Source organism: Xanthomonas sp. NCPPB 4037, from assembly GCF_041475695.2.
GTDB lineage: Bacteria > Pseudomonadota > Gammaproteobacteria > Xanthomonadales > Xanthomonadaceae > Xanthomonas > Xanthomonas campestris.
In genome coordinates this window covers 4,518,633-4,538,041 of record NZ_CM191261.1, presented here as the reverse complement: position 1 = coordinate 4,538,041, position 19,409 = coordinate 4,518,633, and the positions used below count along the sequence as shown (strand labels likewise).

The following is a 19,409-nucleotide window of genomic DNA, read 5'->3' as shown; positions in this document are numbered from 1 at the left end:
CCCGCGCTGCCACTCAGAGCACCGCGTTCGTGAAGTCGAAGTCCAGCTCCTTGCCGACCGTCTGCACCAGGTTGCCCTGGATGAAGTCCACGCCGCTCATCCACATGGCGGCGGCAGCCTGCGGATCCTCGATGCGCTGGCCGATGATCAGCAGGCCGCGCTGGTGCGCGATGTCGATCACCCCGCGCAACTCGTCGCGCACGGCCGCGTTGCCGTGTGCATCGGCGAAGCGGTTGGCCATGCGCACGAAGCTCAGCGGCAACTGGCTGAGCAGTGCGTTGGCTTCATCGCCGGGTTCGAACTGGCTCAGGCAGAACTGCACGCCGGCCGGCATCAGGCGGGCACAGAACTGCTGCACGGTGACGGCGTGGATCAGCGCATCGTCCAGGCGCAGGTCCACGATCAGCGACTGCCCGGCCACGCCACGCTCGGTGATGGCCTTGAGCAACCAGTCGGCGAAGGCGTCGCGCGCCAGCGTGCGCGGCGATTGCGAGACGAACAGCCGCAGCGGCGGGCTGGCGTGCTGGTACAGATGCAGCAGGCCGAGCGCGTGATCCATGACCTGCTGGTCGAGATCGGCGATACGCCCGGCCGCTTCGGCGGCAGGGATGACCTGACCGGCCGACAGCAAGGTGCCATCGGCCTGGCGCAGCCGCAGCAGCACCTGGTATTGCGCGGTATCGCCACCGGCCACCGCCACGATCGGCTGGTAGGCCAGTTCGAGCTGGCCTTCGACCAGACGCAGTTGTTCCTGTTGCTCGGCCTGGCTGGGCGCCAGATAGGTCTGCACGCCGTCGCTGCGCAGGCGTGCCTGCAGTGCGGTGCGCTCGACCGCTTCCAGCGCGCTGCCGGTATCGTCGAAGCCCAGGCCCAGCGGCGCGGCCCCGATAGCGCAGCGCACATGCACGGATTCTTCCTCGCGCACCGGGAAGGCATGTGCGGACAGGCGTTGGCGGATCTCCAGTGCGTAGGCTTCCAGGCCGGCTTCGTCCATCTCCACGCCCAGCAGCAGGAAGCTGTTGTCGTTGAGGCGCGCCAGCGGATACGGCTGCGCGACGCTGGCCAGGCGATGGCCGGCCTGGGTCATCAGGCGCTCGTAGGCGGCGTAGCCATAACGCTCGCGCAAACCGAGCGCGCTGGCGATTTCGATGAAGAACAGGCCGCCGCTCTGCTTGCGTGCCAGTGCATCGGCGAGCAGTTCCATGACGTGGCCGCGCGTGGGTAGCCCGGTTTCCGGATTGCTGCGCACGCTGACCTGTTCGCCTGCCTGCTGCAGCGCCTGCTGGCGCGCGCGCCGGATGCGGTTGGACACCGCAGCGATCAGGTGACGGGGGCGGATCGGCTTGGTCAGGAAATCGTCCGCGCCGCTGTCGAGCACTTCGAACTGGCGCTCCGGATCCGGGTCGCCGGTGAGGAAGACGATCGGCAACAGCTGCTGGCCGGGTTGCTGGCGGATCAACGTGGTCAACCGGATGCCATCGAGCTCGGGCATGTGCAGATCCATCAGGATCAGGTCCGGGTGATAGTCCTGGATCGCCTGCGGCACGCTGGCAGCGGTCATTTCGACCTGCGCATGCATGCCGGCGCCGTGCAGCACGCTCTGGGCGAACAAGGCCTGCGAGCGGTCGTCCTCGACGATCAGCACGCGGTAGGGCGCGTCGGCGGCGACATTGTCGGCACCATTGCCGCCAGCTGGCTGCGCGGCAGCGGCCGGCGCAGGTGCGCTGGAGGCTGCGCTGCGCGGCAGGCCGGCAGCGGCTTGCTGGACCGGTGGCGTGACGTTGGGCACTGCGGCAAGCGCGGGTGCGGGAATGATCGTGGCGCTCACCGGCTCGGCGTTGTCGGCGGACGCGGCATCGTCGGCCCAGCGGCGCCAATAGTCGGCCGGCGGGGTTTCAGCGCGCAGCGCGCGGTTACGTGTCGCGGTGTCGTCACGGGTGGAAGGAACCGGATCTCGGGCGGCCATCGATACTCCCTGCAGTCGCGATGATTATGCGATGAACTTCACGATAGCGGGGAGCGGCGTACAGCCGATGTCGAGGCGGCGCGCAGTGGCGCCACCAATCGGTGCACGCCACGCCACAACAGGCGCCACACCCAGACCACCACCAGCGCGGCCAGCAGGCTGCTGCCCACCGCCACACTTAACGCCAGCCAGGGGTGCGCCACTGCCAGGGCGAGCGCGGCGGCGGTGAGGGTGTCTTCGGCCAGCGAGGCGATCCAGTTGCTGGCCGGCTCGGGCGAGGTGTTGAGCAAGGCCCGCGTGCCGGCCTTGAGGGTGTGGCTGGTCAGTGCTACGCCCGCGCCGGCCGCCAGGGCGCCGGTGGCCAGATCGCCGTCTGGCGATAGCGTGGCCGCGGCCAGGAAGGCGCCGGCCGGCACCCGCGCCAGGGTCTGCAGCAGATCCCAGCCCGAATCCACGCCGGGGATCTTGTCGGCGAAGAACTCCGCCACCGCCAGGGCGCCGGAAGTGCCGAGCACCCACCACGATTGCGCGGGCACCAGGGCCGGTGGCAGTTCGATCCAGCCGAGCAGGCCGGCCAACCCGACCCCGAACACGGTGAGATAGACGCGGATGCCCGCCAGCCAGGCCAGCAGGATGCCGATGACGAACAGATGGGCCTCGCTCATGGCGTTGCTCCACGCAAAGGATGCGGAACTATCGGATAACGGCCGGCCGGGCGCCAGCGTGAGGGCCGGCGATGCTCTGGCACACTACGCCGCCGATCACAGACCGGCCCGTCCGGAGCCCACGCCCATGAGACCTACCGCGCGCGTTCAAATCGTTCCACGCGATGCCGGCAGCCCCAGCTCCGGCCGGCCCTGGCTGTGGGCGGTGCTGGTGATCGTGTGGCTGGCCTCGCTGGGTGGGGTCTGGTGGATGGCCAGCCGCACCGCCGCGCCGCGCCTGGTCGAGGCCGAAGCCGGCCTGCAGCAGGCCCAGCGCGTGCAGGCCGAGCAGCGCCGCCAGATCGAGCAACTGCAGCAGCGGCAGGTGAATCTGGCGATGTCCGACAAGATCAGTCGCGCTGCCAATACCGAGGTGCAGGCCTCGCTGGCCGAGCGCGATGAACAGATCGCCGCGCTGCGCGCCGACGTAGCCTTCTACGAGCGGCTGGTGGGCTCCACCGCGCAGCGCAAGGGGCTCAATGCACACTCGGTGCAGTTCACCGCCGAAGCCGGCGGCACCTGGAATTACAGCGTGGTGCTCACCCAGAACCTCAACCGCGGCGCGATCAGCCAGGGACAGCTGCGCTTTGCGGTGGAAGGCGTGCGCGCCGGCAAATTGGTTACGGTGAGCTGGAACGAGCTGCACCAGAAGCCTGATGCGGTCGGCCAGCCGTATTCGTTCCGCTATTTCCAGCAATTGGACGGCAGCGTGATCCTGCCGAAGGATTTCACCCCGCAACGTGTCAAAATCTCCCTGAGCGGCGATGGGGCGCCGGTCAATCAGACATTCGATTGGAAAGTCGCCGGCAACGGCGCGGGGGAGTAGCTCATGTTCGGAAACAAGTCCAACCGTGGCGCGCAGACCGTGGTCGATACCTTGATCGGACCGCAGGTGGTCATCCGCGGCGACCTGACCTTCAGCGGTGGCCTGTATGTGGAAGGCCGCATCCTGGGCAAGGTGATTGCCGAGGACGGCGCCAGTGCCATCCTGACCGTGGCCGAGCAGGGCTGCATCGAAGGCGAAGTGCGCGCACCGGTGGTGATCATCAACGGCCAGCTGACCGGCGACGTGCATGCCGCCGAGCGGGTCGAGCTGGCCGCCAATGCGCGCGTGCAGGGCAATGTGCACTACCAGGTGGTGGAAATGAGCGCCGGTGCGCAGCTGACCGGGCGGCTGATCCACGCCGCTGCCGCCGGTGCCACTGCTGCCTTGCCGGCCCCGGAACCCAGCCGCGCCGCCGAGCCGGTCAAGGCCCTGCAGGCCGAAGCGGCCGACGCCTGAGCGCAGCGCCAGCAGCCCCGGGCGCCGGATCAGGGCGCCCCGGCTTGAAGTGGGGGCTCCTGGCCCCCATGCTGACGCCATGAGTACGCTCGTTTCGCTTCCCACTGCCGCCCCGGCGCCGGACTACCAGTCCATCGACCGGCCGCTGAACTTCTCCAATGCCGCTGCCGCCAAGGTGCGCGAGCTGATCCAGGAGGAGGGCAACGCCGAGTTGGCGTTGCGTGTGTATATCCAGGGCGGCGGGTGTTCCGGCTTCCAGTACGGTTTCGAGTTCGACGAGAACCGCGCCGAGGACGACCTGGCCGTGGCCACCGACGGCGTCACCCTGCTGGTGGATCCGTTGAGCCTGCAGTACCTGATGGGTGCCGAGGTGGACTACACCGAAAGCCTGACCGGTGCGCAGTTCGTGATTCGCAATCCCAACGCCAAGACCACCTGCGGCTGCGGCAGCAGCTTCAGCGTCTGAACGCACCCCGGCGCTAGCCGGGGTTGGGCCGGTGCGATGGTTGCGGGCGTTGCCGATTGTCGGCAGGCTTGCGCCGATGTCAGAGCCTCTTTTTTCGTTGTCTGCTTTTGCCTTCACGCATGCGCCGCTCGATCGTGGCGACGTGTTGCGTGACGATCCCGACGCAATTGCGCGTCTATGGCCCACAGGCCGCGTGCTGTTGATCGATGCCAAGGGCACGGCCGCCGCCGATGCCCAGGGCCAGCCGTTGCTCAGCGACGGCGCCGCCCTGGCCGATGCGCCGGGCGCGGCGATCTTCCTGGGCCTGCGCGATGGAGTGGGCTGGTTCGCCCTGGCGGCCGAGCAGGTGACCACGGAGCTGCCGCATCGCGTGGACCTGCGCCAGGCCGCCGCCGACTGGCCGGCCGAACTGTCCACTGCGTTTTCCTATGGGCGGGCGATGCTGCACTGGCAATCGCGCACCCGCTTTTGCGGGGTGTGCGGTGGGGCGATCGCGTTCCGCCGTGCCGGCTTCATTGCGCATTGCACGCAATGCCAGACCGAACACTACCCCCGTGTGGACCCGGCGATCATCGTGGCGGTCAGTGACGGGCAGCGCCTGTTGCTCGGGCGGCAAGCCAGCTGGGCGCCGCGGCGCTATTCGGTGATTGCCGGCTTCGTGGAGCCGGGCGAATCGCTGGAGCAGACCGTGGCGCGCGAAGTGTTCGAAGAAACCCGGGTGCAGGTCCAGGGCTGCCAGTATCTGGGCGCGCAACCGTGGCCGTTTCCCGGTGCCTTGATGCTCGGCTTTGCGGCAACGGCCGCAGCCACCGAAGTGCCGCAGGTCACTGGCGAGCTGGAAGACGCGCGCTGGGTTTCGCATGCGGAGATCGGCGCTGCATTGGCCGGCGAATCGGGCGACATCGGTATTGGCCTGCCGCCGGCTATTTCCATTGCGCGTGCGTTGATCGAGCACTGGTACCGCACGCATGGCTGAGCGCACCCGCCACGCCTGCGAGTTGGTGAACGCCAGCGATTTCTACGCACCGCGGCGCTACGTGTGCAGCGCCGGCGCGCGGCATACGCACGCCGGTTGCGCCCGCTCGGCTAGACTCGGCTGAGGAGGCCCGCCCATGTTCACCACCCTGGTTGCCGTCATCGTTGCGCTCGCGCTGGGGCATGTGCTGCCTGCCCAGGTGGTGCGGCTGCGCCGTTTCGAGTGGTTCGCGCAGTGGCTGCGCCGGCTGGACAGCTACGCCGCCGGGCGCGGTGCGTGGCAGGGCCGCTATGGCGTGCTGCTGGCCTTGCTGCCGGCCCTGGCGGTGGTGCTCCTGCTGCAATGGCTGCTGGACGATGTGTGGCACGGATTTCTGGCCTTGCTGTTCGGTGTGACGGTCTTGGCCTGGACCTGGGGCCCGCGCGATCTGGACCGCGATGTGGAAGCGGTGATCGACGCCGATGAGCCGGCGCTGCGGCGCGAGGCCATTTCGCACCTGCAGGCGGCCGGCGGCAGCGTGCACGAAGATGCGCCGTCGCTGGTGGAAGCGGTGGTGGTAAACGGCCTGCGCCGCTGGTTTGCGGTGTTGTGGTGGTTCCTGCTGCTGGGGCCGTTCGGCGCGGTGCTGTACCGGCTCACTGCGCTGGCAGTGGAAAGCCCGGTGTCGGTCTTGCTGCCGCCCCGCAACCTGACCGGCGCGCGCTGGTTGCTGGCCGCGCTGGAATGGCCGGTGGCGCAGTTGATGACGGTGTCGATGGCGCTGGTGGGTAACTTCGACACGGTGTTCCGCACCTGGCGCGAAGCGCATGGCAATCGCTGGTCGCTGGAGCCGCATTTTCTCGGTGCGGTGGCGCGTGCCAGCGTCAGTGCTGAGCTGCGCGAGGAAGCGCACGACTACACCGATTCGGGCCTGGTGCCGGTATGGCGCCGCCTGCCCGAAGTGCGCGATGCAATGAGCCTGGTGTGGCGCGTGTTGCTGCTGTGGATGGTGATGCTGGCGCTGTTGGTGATTGCCGGTTGGGTGCGCTAAGCGGTGCGTGCATTGCTACTTGTGAGCACTGCAGAATCCGCGCGTAGCGACTTAGAGCGGCTAACAAAACGTAGCGAGCAGTCGTCAGGTGGGTGCGGACGGCGCGGAGGAACCGGAATGTACGTGGGTACATGCCGATTCCGAGCACCGGCCGCGCCCGCCTGACGGCTGCGCAGTAGTTTTGATAGCTGCTCTTAGAGCAGCTATCAAAACGATTGCGCACCCACCTGACGACTGCTCGCTACGTTTTGTTAGCCGCTCTTAATAAAGCATCAACCGATCACGCAGCTGTTCTCTGTCGAGGCCTGCATGCGATTCGAACATCGCGTTCAATTTGCAGAGTTGTTGGAGCAACGATCCGATCGGAGGCGATCTGTTAGTCGTTGCTGCAACCAGTAATCGAAAGCTCAAGCGCATCTTCTTTGACATCAGCGAAGATCCGGCTTGCATCGGTAACTGGATAACGAGTTCGCTGGATCGGTGGCGCCAGACCGTTTGAACAATCTTTCCTGCGAGATGCACGCTAGCGCGGTCCGCTTCTTCTTCAAGCGTCACTGCGTGTGCTTTCCGTCCTAACCCGGTGCCAGCAGCGTAAACGGGTACCACGGTAGATTCCGGGCGACCCAATACGTGGGCAGCGCCCACAACCAGAATTTCGGTTCCGACATCACTGCCACTACCGGGGCGAACCAGCGGGCGCGCCAGCCGGCTTTCCAGGCGATCAGGCCGGGCAGGGTGAACAGGCCGAGCACGGCGGCGGGGTTCATGGCGAAGGCGCCGGGTAGATCGAAATGCACCAGCGCATACAACGCGCGGGTCATGCCGCAACCGGGGCAGTAGCACCCGGTGACGGCGCGGAACATGCAGGGCGGGAACGGGCTGTTGCTCGCGTTCGGGTCGAAGCGATACAGCAGCGACACGCCGACGGCGGCCACGCTGGTGGCCGCCCCCAGTCCAAGCCAGTGGCGTGGACGCAGCTCCATTACTGCATGTGCTGCAACTGCTGCATGTAGTCCATGTAGCCCTGCATGCCACCGGTGGCAACCATGCCGATGTTGATCAGCAGGCCGATACCGGCCAGCACGGAGGTCACGATGCACCAGGTTTTGGCGGTGTTGGAGGCACGACGCGCGCCGTCGATGTCGCCCTGGTTGAGCAGGTTGTTGACCTTGCTGGCGAACACGATCGCCACGATGCCGGAGATCAGCGCCGGGCAGCACAGGCAGAAGCCGATCACGGTGGACACGATGGCCCAGATCAGGTGATTGGGAACCGGGCCGGGCGCGGCGGTGGACGGGGTGTGGATCGGCGGTGGGACGGCACTCATGGTGAAGCTCCTTGGGTGGTGATGAATCCAGCGGTGAAACAAGACACGGTGATCAATGGGCCGGCACCGAAGCGACGTCCCTGGCCGCAGTCAAGCGAGCGCGAGCGTGGGCACCATGCGCGCCTTCCGTGACTGGCACAGGCAGCGACCGCCGGCCAGGACCTGCGCCTGCGGCATGACATGTGGACACACGGCACTTCCCCCTTGCTGCGACCTGCTGTCTGCGCGCCGCGGGCAGCGGCGCGAAACGTGCGATGGCGCACAGGCTACTCGCCGGGCGCGGCGGACGCAAAGCCAGCGCCCGCCAGTACCGGGCACGCACGCGCCCTGGCCGTCAGGCGTGCTCCTGGCGTAGCGCACGCACCTGCTGTTCGAGCAACGCGGCGCTGGCCTGATCGCCGGCAATCGCCGGGCCGGCCACCACTTCGATCTGCGCCCGCATCCGCCGCGGCACGCGCATGCGGCCCAGGCGGGTGTCGCGCCGGCTCCACATGCTCGACCACATGCCGCGCAGCGCCATCGGGATCACCGGCACCTGGCGCCGCTCGAGAATCTTTTCCACACCCGATTTGAACGGCGCGATCTCGCCGTCCTTGGTCAACGCGCCTTCGGGAAAGATGCACACCAGCTCGCCATCGGCCAGCGCCGCATCGATGCGGTCGAAAGCCTGTTGCATGAGTGCCGGGTCTTCGCGCGCGCCGGCGATCGGGATGGCCTTGGCGGTGCGGAAGATCCAGCGCATCACCGGGATGCGGAAGATCTTGTAGTACATGACAAAGCGCACCGGGCGCGGAATCACCGCCGAGAGGATCAGCGCGTCCATGTAGCTGACGTGGTTGCACACCAGCAGTGCGGCACCTTCGTCGGGCACGTGGCGATCGATCTCGTGCGCACGTAGCCGGTACAGCACGCTCACCAGCACCCAGCTGAGGAAGCGCATCAGGAATTCGGGCACCAGGGTGAAGATCCACAGCGCCACCAGCGTATTGGCGATTGCCAGCGCCAGGAACACCTGCGGAATGCTCAACCCCGGCAGCGGAATGCGCACCCCGAACAGCACCAGCTGCGGCAGCTGCAGGGCGATGCCGATGATGGCCGCGGCGACGATGAACAACGAATTCTGGATGTTGAGCCCGGCGATCACGCGCGACAGCTCGGCCTTGGGCGTGCGGCTCTGGATCAGCGCGAACAGCGGCACCACGAACAGGCCGGTGAACAGGCCGATGCCGACCAGGTCCACGATCAGCCGCACGCTGCCGGCCTGCTGCACGAACTGGCCGATCGACAGGTCGTTTGCCAGCGCCGCACCCGGACGGGCGAAATACAGATCCAGCAGGAACGCGCTGATGCCGAACGCGCCCAGCGGCACCAGGCCGATTTCCACGGTGCGCCCGGACAGCCGCTCGCACAGCAGCGAGCCCACGCCGGTGCCGATCGAAAACAGCGCCAACGCGAACACGTACAGGTCCTGCTGGCCGCCGAGATTGAGCTGCGCATAGGTGGGCAGCTGCGCGGTGAGTACGGTGCCGATGAACCAGAACCACGACACCCCGAGTACCGCGTTGCGCACCGCCGGCGTGCGCCGGGTCAGGCGCATGATCGCGCGCGATTCGGGGATGGGGTTCCAGTTGATTTTCAACTCCGGCGCGCCGGCATCGACCTTGGGCACCAGCCGCGCGACCAGGTTGCCGGTGACGGCAATGGCAATGACTGCGGTGGCCGCAGCCACCGGGCCGTGGCTGCCGGCGATCTGGAAGATCAGCCCGCCGGAGATCATGCCGCACAGGATCGAGATCGAGGTGCCCATCTCGACCAGGCCATTGCCGCCGGTGAGTTCCTCGGGCTTCAGCACCGAGGGCAGGATCGAATACTTCACCGGCCCGAACAGCGTGGATTGCAGGCCGGTGCAGAACAGCGCGATCAGCAGGATCACCATGTTCTCGGTGATGAAGCCCACCGCGGCCAGCGACATGATCGCGATCTCCATGGTGGTGGTGATCACGATGAGTTTCTGCTTTTCCAGCTTCTCGGCGATCTGCCCGGCCAGGGCGGAGAACAGGAAATAGGGCAGGATGAACAGCGCCGGCGCCAGATTCGTGTAGAGCGTGCGTTGCGCCGCGTCGATGCCCAGGTAGAACAGCAGCCCGATGATGGCTTGCCGGTAGACGTTGTCGTTGAAGGCGCCCAGCGCCTGCACGGTGAAAAACGGCAAAAAGCGGCGCTGCCTGAGCAGGGCGAACTGACTGTGACCGGACATGCGGACTCCTTCGCGACGCGCGCAGCCTAGCAGGCTTCAGCGCCGGGCTGGGAGCGCCCGCTGCGGCTCAGCGCACCTTGCGTCGCGCCGGGCGCTGCTGCTCCACCGGCGCGCGCAGCAGGGTGATGAAGGCGCGCGTGGCCGGGGTCGGGTCCGGCCGCCAGACCGCATAGGTGAGGAAGCGGAAGTGTTCCTTCAGCGCCAGCGCCACCACGCCACGCATGGCGCCGGCCATGCTCTGCGGCACGATGCCCACGCCCAGCCCGGCGGCGACCAGCTCGCGCACCAGATCGGCATGGGTGACTTCGTATTGCAGGCGCTGGTGCAGGCCGGCCTGGTCGAAGGCCGCGTCGATGATGCCGCGCACGCCGGCGCCGGGAATCAGCCCGGCCATCGGCTCGTCGTCCAGCTCGGCCAATGCCACGCGCTTGCGGCTGGCGAAGCGGTGGCCGGGCGCGACGATCAGCGCCAGTGCCTCTTCGTGCAGTAGCAGGCGCTGCTCCGGCACCGCCACCTGCGGGCCGACGCCGACCAGGGCCAGGTCCAGCCGGCCTTCGCGCAGGTCGTGCAGCAGGGCGTCGCTCATGGCCGTGCGCAGGTGCACATCCACGTGCGCATGTGCGCTGCGGAAGCGGTGCAGCAGCGCCGGCACCTGCACCGTGGTGAGCGAGGAGATCTGCCCCAGCGTGAGCCGGCCGCGCACGGTGCCCAGCGCCTGGGCCATTTCTTCATGCAGGCGCTCGGCCGCGCGCAGCGTCTGCCGCGCGTTGTGCAGAAACACCTCGCCGGCGGCGGTGGGCCGCACCTGGCGGGTGCCGCGTTCGAACAGGCGCGCGCCCAGCAGCTCCTCGATCTTGGCGACCTGGTGGCTGAGCGCGGATTGCACGGTGTTGCAGCGGCGCGCGGCCGCAGTGAAGCCGCCTTCGTCGGCCACCGCCACGGCGAACTCCAGCTGGCGCAGGGTCAACATACGATCTCGAAACAAGATGGAGACGGTGAAAACAATACATTGGAAAGATGGACCTGTGCCGACCACACTGCGCCCATCCACTTCACACCAGGTCGCTGCCATGACGTCGGAACCGATTTCCCACCCACCGCTGCCGCGCCGGCTGGTACTGCTGATGGCCGCGGCCACCGGCCTGGCCGTGGCCAGCAATTACTACGCGCAACCGCTGCTGGAAACCCTGGCGCAGGCGTTCCAGATCCAGGTGCGCACCGCCGGGGCGGTGGTGACCGCCGCGCAGCTGGCCTACGCGGCAGGCCTGTTGCTGCTGGTGCCGCTGGGCGACCGGCTGGAGCGGCGCGGGTTGATCGTGGGCCTGTTTGTACTCAGTGCGTTGGGCCTGCTGGTGAGCGCGGCCTCGCACAGCTTCGGCATGTTGCTGGCCGGCACGATCGTCACCGGTGCCAGCTCGGTGGCGGCGCAGATCCTGGTGCCGTTCGCGGCCACCCTGGCCGCCCCGCAGGAGCGCGGGCGGGTGATCGGCACGGTGATGAGCGGGCTGTTGCTGGGCATCCTGCTGGCCCGCACCGCCGCCGGGTTGCTTGCAGATGTTGGTGGCTGGCACACCGTGTACTGGATTGCCGCGGCTCTGCTGCTGCTCACCGCCGGCCTGTTGTGGCGCGGGCTGCCGCGCCATCCAGGCAATGCGCAGCTGTCGTATCCGCAGTTGGTGGGCTCGGTGCTGACGTTGCTGCGCGACGATGCGGTGCTGCGTTCGCGCTCGGTGCTGGGTGGGCTGCTGTTTGCCGGCTTCAGCATGTTCTGGACCACGCTGGCGTTCCTGCTGTCCGGGCCGGGCTATGGCTACGGCACTGCGGTGATCGGCTTGTTTGGCCTGATCGGTGCTGCTGGCGCGCTGGCGGCCAATCGCTCCGGGCACTGGTCCGACCATGGGCACGGCGATCGCGTCAGCTGGGGCGGGCTGGTGATGCTGCTGCTGTCGTGGGGGCTGCTGGCCTTCGCACCGCACTCGATCGTGCTGCTGATCATCGGCGTGCTGTTGCTGGATATCGCGGTGCAGGGCGTGCACATCGCCAACCAGAGCGTGATCTATCAGCGCAATCCGCATGCACGCAACCGCATCACCTCGGCGTATATCACCTGCTATTTCATCGGTGGCGCGGTGGGCTCCACCTTGGGCACTGCGGCGTATGCGCAGGCTGGCTGGAATGGCGTGGTGATCGGCGGCGCCGTACTGGCGTTGGCGGCGCTGGGCTGGGTGGCACTCAGTGTGGCGCGTGGTAGCTGGAAGTAAGCGCAGCGATCAAAACGACTGCGCAGCCGCGAGGCGGGCGCGGCCGGTGCTCGGAATCGGCATGTACCCCCGTACACTCCGGTTCCTCCGCGCCGTCCGCACCCACCTGACAGCTGCTCGCTAAGTTTTGTTAGCCGCTCTAAGTGCAGCAGCAGATGGGTGAGTGTTGCAGATGCGTGTGGTCTGCAATGGCAGCGGTGCGCGCGAGGGGCACCGCTGAAATGCGGGTGATTGTTCGACGCAGGCCTCTCGTGTGGGGCCACCTGCAGGTGCTGACGACATGGCAGAGACGGCGGTGTGCCGATCGCGCACTGCCTGAAGCTTAAGCGCCCTGCAGCGCCTTGGGCGCGGTGGCCTCGACCGGGGCGGCGGTGACCGCCACCGCTGCGGCGCGGAGCTTGGGCAGCAGGCGCAGGGTCAGCGCCAGTTGGTCACGCACCAACCGCTGTTTGGGTGGAAGTTGCACGGCGTGCTGCTCGAGTGCATCGGCCATGGCCAGTTCTTCGGTTTCATCGTGCACAGGTAGCACCTGGCGCAGGCTGAGTGCGTTGGCGATCTCGCCGAGTGTGCGCTGCAGGTAATCGCCGGCCTGGGCAATGCCGGCGTCGTGTTCGCCATCGAGTGCGGCGCGGTGCGCGCCCAGTGCCGACAGATACCCCAGCAGCGTGTTGGACAACGCCAGAAAACGGAAGCCCGCGTCCAGGTTGCGGCGGTAGCGGCCAGGTTCGCGCAGCATGTTCGACAGCGCCACCGACAACGCGGCATCGGCGTTGTGCATGTCGCGCCGGGCAATGCGGTACGGCAGATCATCGCGCATGCCGCTGGCGTACTGCTCCAGCACCTGCGCCAGATAGCGCGCGCAGCTGGCCAGCACGGTGGCCATCACTTGGTTGAGGCGGCGGCCTTGCCAGTCTGGCAGGATCAGGAACGAGGCGGCGGCGGCAATGGCGCAGCCGATCACGGTGTCGATCAGGCGCGGCCAGATCAGCACGAAGCCATCGCCGAGCAGGTTGAAGCAGAACAACGCCATCACCGTGATGCCGGCGGTCGCCAGCATGTAGCGGTCGGTGCGGGTGATGAAGAAGATCAGCGCCGCAGCCAGTGCGAGCAGCAACTGCACCTCGGTGCCGGGGAACAACTGCATCAACGCCCAGGTGGCGATCAGGCCGATCAAGGTGCCGGCAATGCGCTGTACCAGTCGCAGCCGCGTGGCGCCGTAGTTGGGCCGGCACACAAACGCGGTGGTGAGCAGGATCCAGTACCCGTTGTCGGCATGGATCGATTGCATCACCGCGTAGCCCACCACCAGCGCAATGGCCATACGCAGGCCGTGGCGGAACAGCACCGAGCCGGGCGTGAGTTGCTGGCCGAGGCGAGCGGCCATCTCGCGCACGGTGTGCGGCGAGGAATCGCGCAGGCGGGTGTCGAGGTTGTCGCTGGTGGAATCGGATTGCGCCGCTTCGGACAGCCGCCGCTCGATGGTCTGCAGGTTGGTGACCAGCAATTCCAGCGCGCCGAGCAGGCGGGTGAGCGCGGGATCGGCGCGGGCGTGCAGGTAGTCCAGCGACTGGCGCAGATCGTCGGTGGCCAGCCGGCTGTGATCGCCGTAATCGAACGGCTGGCGCAGCCGGATCGCCTCGCCCAGCGCGGCGCAGGCCTTGCCCTGTAGCGCGAGCAGGCGCTGGCAGCGGTACAGCACATCGCTGTGGAAGAACGCGTCGGTCAGGGCTTCGTACGGGTAGTGCGAGGAGCTGGCGCGTTCGTGGAATTCCTGCGCCATGTAGTACAGCCGGAAATACAGCCCGGACTGCACGCCCGGCCGGCCGGAGCGGCCGAAGCGGCTCATGATCGCGGTCTTGGCCGCATTGAGCGCGCCCACCACCTTGGCGTTCTGTTCGGCCAGCGCCAGCCGGCGTGCATGCAGGTCGCTTTGCCGCACCGGTTCGAACAGGTCGGCCTTGAGCGTGAGATAGCGGCCAAGTTCGAAGAACAGCCGCGACAGCCGCTCGCGTACCGGGCGATTGGCGAACAGGATGGTCCACAGGATCGACAGCACGCCGTACCAGGTGGCGCCGGCCAGTAGCAGCGCTGCGCCATGCCAGGCGATGCGCGGATCGTGGCTGCCGTGCTGATCCATGCCGATCATGGCGTAGATCGACAAGGCCACCGTGGCCTGCGCGATCGAGGCATAGCGCTCGCCCAGCGCGCCCAGCAGGGTAAGCGAGAAGGTGGCCACGGCCATGCCGGTGACGAACGCCAGCGGATACGGGAACAGCACCACCACCGCGGCCGCAGCCGCAGCGAAGCACAGCAGCGAGAGCAGCACCGATTTGCTGCGGCCCAGCCAGTTGTCGTCGGTCTCGGCGATGGCGCTGGCGATCGCGCCCAGGAACAGCGCCGGCACCGCGGTGAGCTGCTGCCAGTGCCAGCACACGCCCATGGCCACCGCCAGCGCGATGAACACACGCAGGCCATAGCTGGCCTTTTCATGGGCCCACAGGCGGCTGAGGCGGGATTCGAACGAAGTGGTGGCCACGGTCTCTGAAGGGCAAGCGTGCCCGGGCATTATTGCCGCAGGCACGCGCCGCCGGTGTGGAGGGCGGCTAATTCTTTGTCAGTAGGCGGCGTGGCCGGCGCCGCTGCACGCCATGCATCAGGCCTGCGCGTCGCGCTCGCGGGCGATCGCGCGCCAGCCGATGTCGCTGCGCTGGAAGGCGTTGGGCCAGTGGATCGGCTGCAGGCCGGCATAGGCGGTGCGTTGCGCGTCCAGCACGCTGTCGCCCAGCGCGGCCACGCACAGCACGCGGCCACCGGCACTGACCACCTCGCCTGCGGCATTGAGCGCCGTGCCGGCGTGGAAGACCTTGGCGCTGGCCGGCACCGCGTCCAGGCCGGTGATGACCTCGCCGGTGACCGGGGTTTCCGGATAGGGCTTTGCGGCGATGACCACGCCCAGCGATGGGCGCGGGTCCCACTGCGCCTGCGCGGTGTCGAGGGTGCCGTCGATGGCCGCTTCCACCAGATCCACCAGATCCGATTGCAGGCGCAGCATCACCGGCTGGGTTTCCGGGTCGCCGAAGCGCACGTTGAATTCGATCACCTTGGGCGCGCCGTGCGCATCGATCATCAGCCCGGCGTACAGGAAGCCGGTGAACGGCACGCCGTCGGCAATCATCCCCTGCACGGTCGGCTCGACCACCTCGCGCATCACCCGCGCATGCACCTCGGGCGTGACCACCGGCGCCGGCGAATACGCGCCCATGCCGCCGGTGTTCGGGCCGGTGTCGCCATCGCCCACGCGCTTGTGGTCCTGGCTGGTGGCCATCGGCAAGGCGTGTGTGCCGTCGACCATCGAGATGAAGCTGGCTTCTTCGCCGTCCAGAAATTCCTCGATCACCACGCGTGCGCCGGCATCGCCGAACGCATTGCCCGAGAGCATGTCGCGCACCGCGTCTTCGGCCTCGCTCAGCGTCATCGCCACGATCACGCCCTTGCCGGCGGCCAGGCCATCGGCCTTGATCACGATCGGTGCGCCCTTCTCGCGCACGTAGGCCAGCGCGGCGTCCACCTCGGTGTGGACCGCGTAATAGGCGGTGGGAATGCCGTGGCGGGCCAGGAAGTCCTTGGCGAACGCCTTGCTACCTTCCAGCTGCGCGGCCTTGGCGGTGGGCCCGAAGATGCGCAGGCCAGCGGCATGGAAGCGGTCGACCACGCCCAGCACCAGCGGCACTTCCGGGCCGACCACGGTGAGCGCAACGGCCTCGCGCTGTGCCAGCGCCAGCAGGCCATCCAGGTCATCGACCTTGATCGCCACGTTGCGGCACTTGGCTTCGGTGGCGGTGCCGGCATTGCCCGGTGCGACCAGCACCTCGCTCACGCGCGCGGACTGCGCGATCTTCCAGGCCAGGGCATGTTCACGGCCGCCGGAGCCGATGACGAGGATTTTCAAGAGGGCTGCTCGCTAGTACGGAGGAAAGGGGCGCTACCTGCAATCTTCGCGCTGCAGGGCGTTGGGGAAGGGGTAGGTCCAGGTCTTGGTGTCGAGCGCGAACGTATGCGTGGTGTCCAGCGCAGCGCCGCAATCGGTGCCGTGCTCGTGGATCTGCAGCGGCCAGGTGCGCGCCTGGATGTTGCTGCTGTCCACGTCCAGGGTGAAGTCGACGTTGAAGGCTTCGGCGCGGCATTGCGCCTCGGTCTGGTCCGGCTCGCGCGCATCGTCTTCGCAGCTGATGGAGCCGCTGTTGTCGATATGGGCGCGGAGCGAGCCGGCGTTGGCCAGGCCCTTGGGGCCGGGCACCACCAGGTCCTGCGATTCGAGCAGCAGGCCCTGGCCCATCCAGAAGCTGTGCACGATGAAGCCATAGAAGTCGCTGCCCAGGCGCAGGATGTCCACGCTGCCGGGCTGGCCATCGCTGCCGAAGGTGTCGGACAGCTTCTCCGCCACCACCTTGAAACCATCGCCGTCGCCGCGCAGCACGAAGAAGTCGACCAGGCCCGGATTGCCGTGGCCGCCGTCGCTCAGGCTGTGGCAGACCGCCAGCAGTTGCTGCACCTGCTCGCCCACCACCACCGGTTGCTCGGCGCACACCTGGCTGTTGGCCTTGAAGCCATCGGCCTCACCGGCCCAGTCGGCCGACAGGCTGGCCTTGTCGCCATAGCGCGTGCGCACGAACGCCTCCAGCCGCGCAGTGCGGCTGAGGTGGGATGTGGCGGCCGGCGTGGCCGGCGCCTTGGTGGCAGGCGCCGCGGTGGGTGCGGGAGCCTGCTTGCATCCACCCAGCAGGGCGGCTGCCGCCAGCAGCGCGGCCAGTGCGTGCGATCGGTGCATCGGGACGGTCCTTGTCGTGTGGATCAATGCCGAAAGTGGCGCACGCCGGTGAACACCATCGCCAGGCCGTGTTCGTCGGCGGCGGCGATCACTTCGCCATCGCGCATCGAACCGCCCGGCTGGATCACCGCCTGGATGCCGGCCGCCGCCGCGGCATCGATGCCGTCGCGGAACGGGAAGAATGCATCCGATGCCATCACCGAGCCGGCCACCGTAAGCTTGGCTTCTTCGGCCTTGAGCGCGGCGATCTTGGCGCTGACCACGCGGCTCATCTGCCCGGCGCCCACACCAATGGTGCGGCTGTCCTTGGCATACACGATCGCGTTGGATTTGACGTACTTGGCCACGCGCCAGGCAAACAGCAGATCGGCCAGTTCGGCATCGCTGGGTGCGCGCTTGGTCACCACGCTCAGCTCGCCCAGGGACATGCCGCGGTTGTCGGCCGACTGCATCAGCAGGCCAGAGCCAATCCGCTTGGTGTCGTAGTTGTTGAGACCGGCGCCGTGCGGGATCTTGAGCACGCGCACGTTGGCCTTCTTGGTTGCGTAGTCGAGCGCGCCAGGCGCGTAGTCCGGGGCGATCAGCACTTCGACGAACTGGCGGTCCAGGATGGCCTTGGCGGTGGCTGCATCCAGCGTGCGGTTGAACGCCAGGATGCCGCCGAACGCGCTGGTGGGGTCGGTGGCATAGGCCAGCTCATAGGCATCGCCGCAGGCCACGCCCACCGCCACGCCGCACGGGTTGGCGTGCTTGACGATCACGCAGGCGCAGCGCTCGAACTGGCGCACGCATTCCCACGCCGCATCGGCATCGGCCAGGTTGTTGTAGCTCAGTTCCTTGCCCTGCAGCTGCTGGAAGGTGGCCAGCGTGCCCGGCACCGGATACAGGTCGCGGTAGAACGCGCCGGACTGGTGCGGGTTCTCGCCGTAGCGCAGGTCCATCACCTTGATGAAATTGGAGTTGATCTGCGCCGGGAACGGGCTACGCGTGGGCACGCTCTCCGCACTGTCAGCCACGGCCGAGAGATAGTTGCTGATCGCCGCGTCGTACTGCGCCACGCGGTTGAACGCGGCCACCGACAGCGCAAAGCGCTGGGCCGCCGAGAGCTGGCCGTTGTTGGCTTCCAGCTCGGCCAGCAGGTCGGCGTATTGCGCTGGGTCGGTGGCCACGGCCACGCGCGCGAAATTCTTCGCCGCGCTGCGCAGCATCGCCGGGCCGCCGATATCGATGTTTTCCACCGCATCGGCCAGCGTGCAGTCGGCCTTGGCGGTGACCGACTCGAACGGGTACAGGTTGAGCACCAGCAGATCGATCGGCGCGATGCCGTGTTCGGCCATCACTGCTTCGTCGACACCGGCGCGGCCGAGCAGGCCACCGTGCACCAGCGGGTGCAGGGTCTTGACGCGGCCGTCCATCATTTCCGGGAAACCGGTCAACTCGGCTACGTCCTTCACCGGCAGGCCCGCATCGCGGATTGCCTTGGCGGTGCCGCCGGTGGACAGCAGCTCGACATTGCGCGCCACCAGCGCGCGGGCCAGGTCGATCAGGCCGGTCTTGTCGGAAACGGAGAGCAGGGCCCGGCGCACGGGCAGGAAATCAGAGGCCATGGGTGAAAGGGCAGTCGTTGCGGGGCAGCCGATATTGTAGGCTGCGCCAGCGCTCGAATGGACTCAACCACCGGTATGGCCTCGATCTATGCTCTGAAAGGACGCTTCCAGGACCTGCTGCGGCCCATGGTTGGCGCGCTCTACCGCGGCGGCATCACCGCCAATCAGGTCACCCTGATCGCGGCGGCCATCTCGGTGCTGGTGGCCGCGGTGGTGTACCGCGCTGGCGCCAGCTGGCCGCTGCTGTATCTGTTGCTGCCGGTGTGGATGCTGCTGCGCATGGCGCTCAACGCCATCGACGGCATGCTGGCGCGCGAGTTCGGCCAACAATCGCGCCTGGGCGCCTACCTCAACGAGCTGTGCGACGTGGTTGCCGATGCAACCTTGTACTTGAGCCTGCTCGGCGTGCCCGGCGTCAATGCCAGCGCGCTGTGGAGCTTTGCGCTGCTGGCCGCGCTGACCGAATACGCCGGCGTGCTCGGGCTGATGGTCGGCGCCGGCCGCCGTTACGACGGGCCGATGGGCAAGAGCGACCGTGCCTTCGTCATTGGTGCGCTCGGTCTGGCGCTGGCGTTTGGCCTGCTCGGTGGGCATGGCGTCACCTGGGCCGCGCTGCTGCTGTGCCTGGCCTGCGCCGCAACCGTGTGGCGGCGCGTGCGCGCCGGCCTGGCCGACGCCGCTGCGCGCTGACGCGCAGCGCCCGGT

The 19,409-nt window shown here is 67.7% G+C and carries 18 protein-coding genes and 3 other RNA genes; 9 read left to right on the top strand and 12 right to left on the bottom strand.

Annotated elements, in window-relative coordinates; genetic code table 11:
- Positions 1-13 precede the first annotated feature (13 nt).
- Complete coding sequence (locus ACCQ01_RS19920) at positions 14-1,966, bottom strand: EAL domain-containing protein (RefSeq protein ID WP_014509205.1); 1,953 nt, start codon at positions 1,964-1,966, stop codon at positions 14-16.
- Between the two features lie 38 nt (positions 1,967-2,004).
- Entirely contained in the window at positions 2,005-2,631 is a 627-nt protein-coding gene (locus ACCQ01_RS19915; RefSeq protein WP_011035734.1) for a DUF4126 domain-containing protein, read from the bottom strand.
- Positions 2,632-2,758: 127 nt separating this feature from the next.
- Between ACCQ01_RS19915 and ACCQ01_RS19910 the strand changes: the two genes are divergently transcribed.
- The 5 genes from ACCQ01_RS19910 (at position 2,759) to ACCQ01_RS19890 (ending at position 6,424) form a co-directional block, all read left to right on the top strand.
- Positions 2,759-3,496 (top strand): DUF6776 family protein, encoded by a 738-nt coding sequence (locus ACCQ01_RS19910; RefSeq protein WP_228433112.1) that lies wholly within the window; start codon positions 2,759-2,761, stop codon positions 3,494-3,496.
- Positions 3,497-3,499: 3 nt separating this feature from the next.
- Positions 3,500-3,952, top strand: coding sequence for a bactofilin family protein (locus ACCQ01_RS19905; protein WP_011035736.1), 453 nt, complete (start codon positions 3,500-3,502; stop codon positions 3,950-3,952).
- Positions 3,953-4,031: 79 nt separating this feature from the next.
- On the top strand, positions 4,032-4,418 hold the full coding sequence (gene erpA, locus ACCQ01_RS19900) for an iron-sulfur cluster insertion protein ErpA (protein WP_011035737.1): 387 nt from the start codon (positions 4,032-4,034) through the stop codon (positions 4,416-4,418).
- A gap of 76 nt (positions 4,419-4,494) precedes the next feature.
- Positions 4,495-5,394, top strand: a complete 900-nt coding sequence (gene nudC, locus ACCQ01_RS19895; RefSeq protein WP_228418663.1) for an NAD(+) diphosphatase — start codon at positions 4,495-4,497, stop codon at positions 5,392-5,394.
- A gap of 136 nt (positions 5,395-5,530) precedes the next feature.
- Positions 5,531-6,424: a hypothetical protein gene (locus ACCQ01_RS19890; protein ID WP_228433113.1), complete on the top strand. Its 894-nt coding sequence runs from the start codon at positions 5,531-5,533 to the stop codon at positions 6,422-6,424.
- Between the two features lie 58 nt (positions 6,425-6,482).
- Here the strand turns inward: ACCQ01_RS19890 and ACCQ01_RS19885 are convergent.
- Positions 6,483-6,557, bottom strand: a non-coding RNA gene (locus ACCQ01_RS19885) — sX9 sRNA.
- An 81-nt stretch (positions 6,558-6,638) separates the two neighbouring features.
- Here ACCQ01_RS19885 and ACCQ01_RS19880 point away from each other — a divergent pair.
- A non-coding RNA gene (locus ACCQ01_RS19880) (sX9 sRNA) lies at positions 6,639-6,681 on the top strand.
- 4 nt (positions 6,682-6,685) lie between these two features.
- On the opposite strand, the gene ACCQ01_RS19875 is transcribed toward ACCQ01_RS19880, so the two are convergent.
- The 5 genes from ACCQ01_RS19875 to ACCQ01_RS19855 form a co-directional block, all read right to left on the bottom strand.
- Positions 6,686-6,979 carry a hypothetical protein gene (locus ACCQ01_RS19875; RefSeq protein WP_228434267.1) on the bottom strand — a complete coding sequence of 98 codons (294 nt, stop codon included), beginning with the start codon at positions 6,977-6,979 and terminating at the stop codon, positions 6,686-6,688.
- A 17-nt stretch (positions 6,980-6,996) separates the two neighbouring features.
- Positions 6,997-7,407: a DUF2752 domain-containing protein gene (locus ACCQ01_RS19870; RefSeq protein ID WP_014509199.1), complete on the bottom strand. Its 411-nt coding sequence runs from the start codon at positions 7,405-7,407 to the stop codon at positions 6,997-6,999.
- On the bottom strand, positions 7,407-7,751 hold the full coding sequence (locus ACCQ01_RS19865; RefSeq protein WP_014509198.1) for a CD225/dispanin family protein: 345 nt from the start codon (positions 7,749-7,751) through the stop codon (positions 7,407-7,409). The genes ACCQ01_RS19870 and ACCQ01_RS19865 overlap by 1 nt, the downstream gene beginning before the upstream one ends.
- 334 nt (positions 7,752-8,085) lie before the next feature.
- Complete coding sequence (locus ACCQ01_RS19860) at positions 8,086-10,008, bottom strand: MFS transporter (protein ID WP_228434266.1); 1,923 nt, start codon at positions 10,006-10,008, stop codon at positions 8,086-8,088.
- Positions 10,009-10,075: 67 nt separating this feature from the next.
- A complete protein-coding gene (locus ACCQ01_RS19855) occupies positions 10,076-10,978 on the bottom strand; it encodes a LysR family transcriptional regulator (protein ID WP_228434265.1) in 903 nt (300 codons plus the stop codon).
- 100 nt (positions 10,979-11,078) lie between these two features.
- Here ACCQ01_RS19855 and ACCQ01_RS19850 point away from each other — a divergent pair, with 100 nt between their 5' ends.
- Both ACCQ01_RS19850 and ACCQ01_RS19845 read left to right on the top strand, forming a co-directional pair.
- Positions 11,079-12,269, top strand: a complete 1,191-nt coding sequence (locus tag ACCQ01_RS19850; RefSeq protein WP_042597284.1) for an MFS transporter — start codon at positions 11,079-11,081, stop codon at positions 12,267-12,269.
- Positions 12,270-12,330: 61 nt separating this feature from the next.
- A non-coding RNA gene (locus ACCQ01_RS19845) (sX9 sRNA) lies at positions 12,331-12,405 on the top strand.
- A gap of 186 nt (positions 12,406-12,591) precedes the next feature.
- Here ACCQ01_RS19845 and yccS read toward each other — a convergent pair.
- From yccS to purH, 4 genes are all read right to left on the bottom strand, one after another.
- Positions 12,592-14,805 carry a YccS family putative transporter gene (gene yccS, locus ACCQ01_RS19840; protein ID WP_228434264.1) on the bottom strand — a complete coding sequence of 738 codons (2,214 nt, stop codon included), beginning with the start codon at positions 14,803-14,805 and terminating at the stop codon, positions 12,592-12,594.
- Positions 14,806-14,922: 117 nt separating this feature from the next.
- Positions 14,923-16,218, bottom strand: a complete 1,296-nt coding sequence (purD, locus tag ACCQ01_RS19835) for a phosphoribosylamine--glycine ligase (RefSeq protein ID WP_228434263.1) — start codon at positions 16,216-16,218, stop codon at positions 14,923-14,925.
- 33 nt (positions 16,219-16,251) lie between these two features.
- A complete protein-coding gene (locus ACCQ01_RS19830; protein ID WP_228434262.1) occupies positions 16,252-17,097 on the bottom strand; it encodes a hypothetical protein in 846 nt (281 codons plus the stop codon).
- 23 nt (positions 17,098-17,120) lie between these two features.
- Positions 17,121-18,704 carry a bifunctional phosphoribosylaminoimidazolecarboxamide formyltransferase/IMP cyclohydrolase gene (gene purH / locus ACCQ01_RS19825; protein ID WP_228434261.1) on the bottom strand — a complete coding sequence of 528 codons (1,584 nt, stop codon included), beginning with the start codon at positions 18,702-18,704 and terminating at the stop codon, positions 17,121-17,123.
- Positions 18,705-18,779: 75 nt separating this feature from the next.
- Here purH and ACCQ01_RS19820 point away from each other — a divergent pair, with 75 nt between their 5' ends.
- Positions 18,780-19,394, top strand: a complete 615-nt coding sequence (locus ACCQ01_RS19820) for a CDP-alcohol phosphatidyltransferase family protein (protein WP_040940510.1) — start codon at positions 18,780-18,782, stop codon at positions 19,392-19,394.
- Positions 19,395-19,409: the final 15 nt, after the last annotated feature.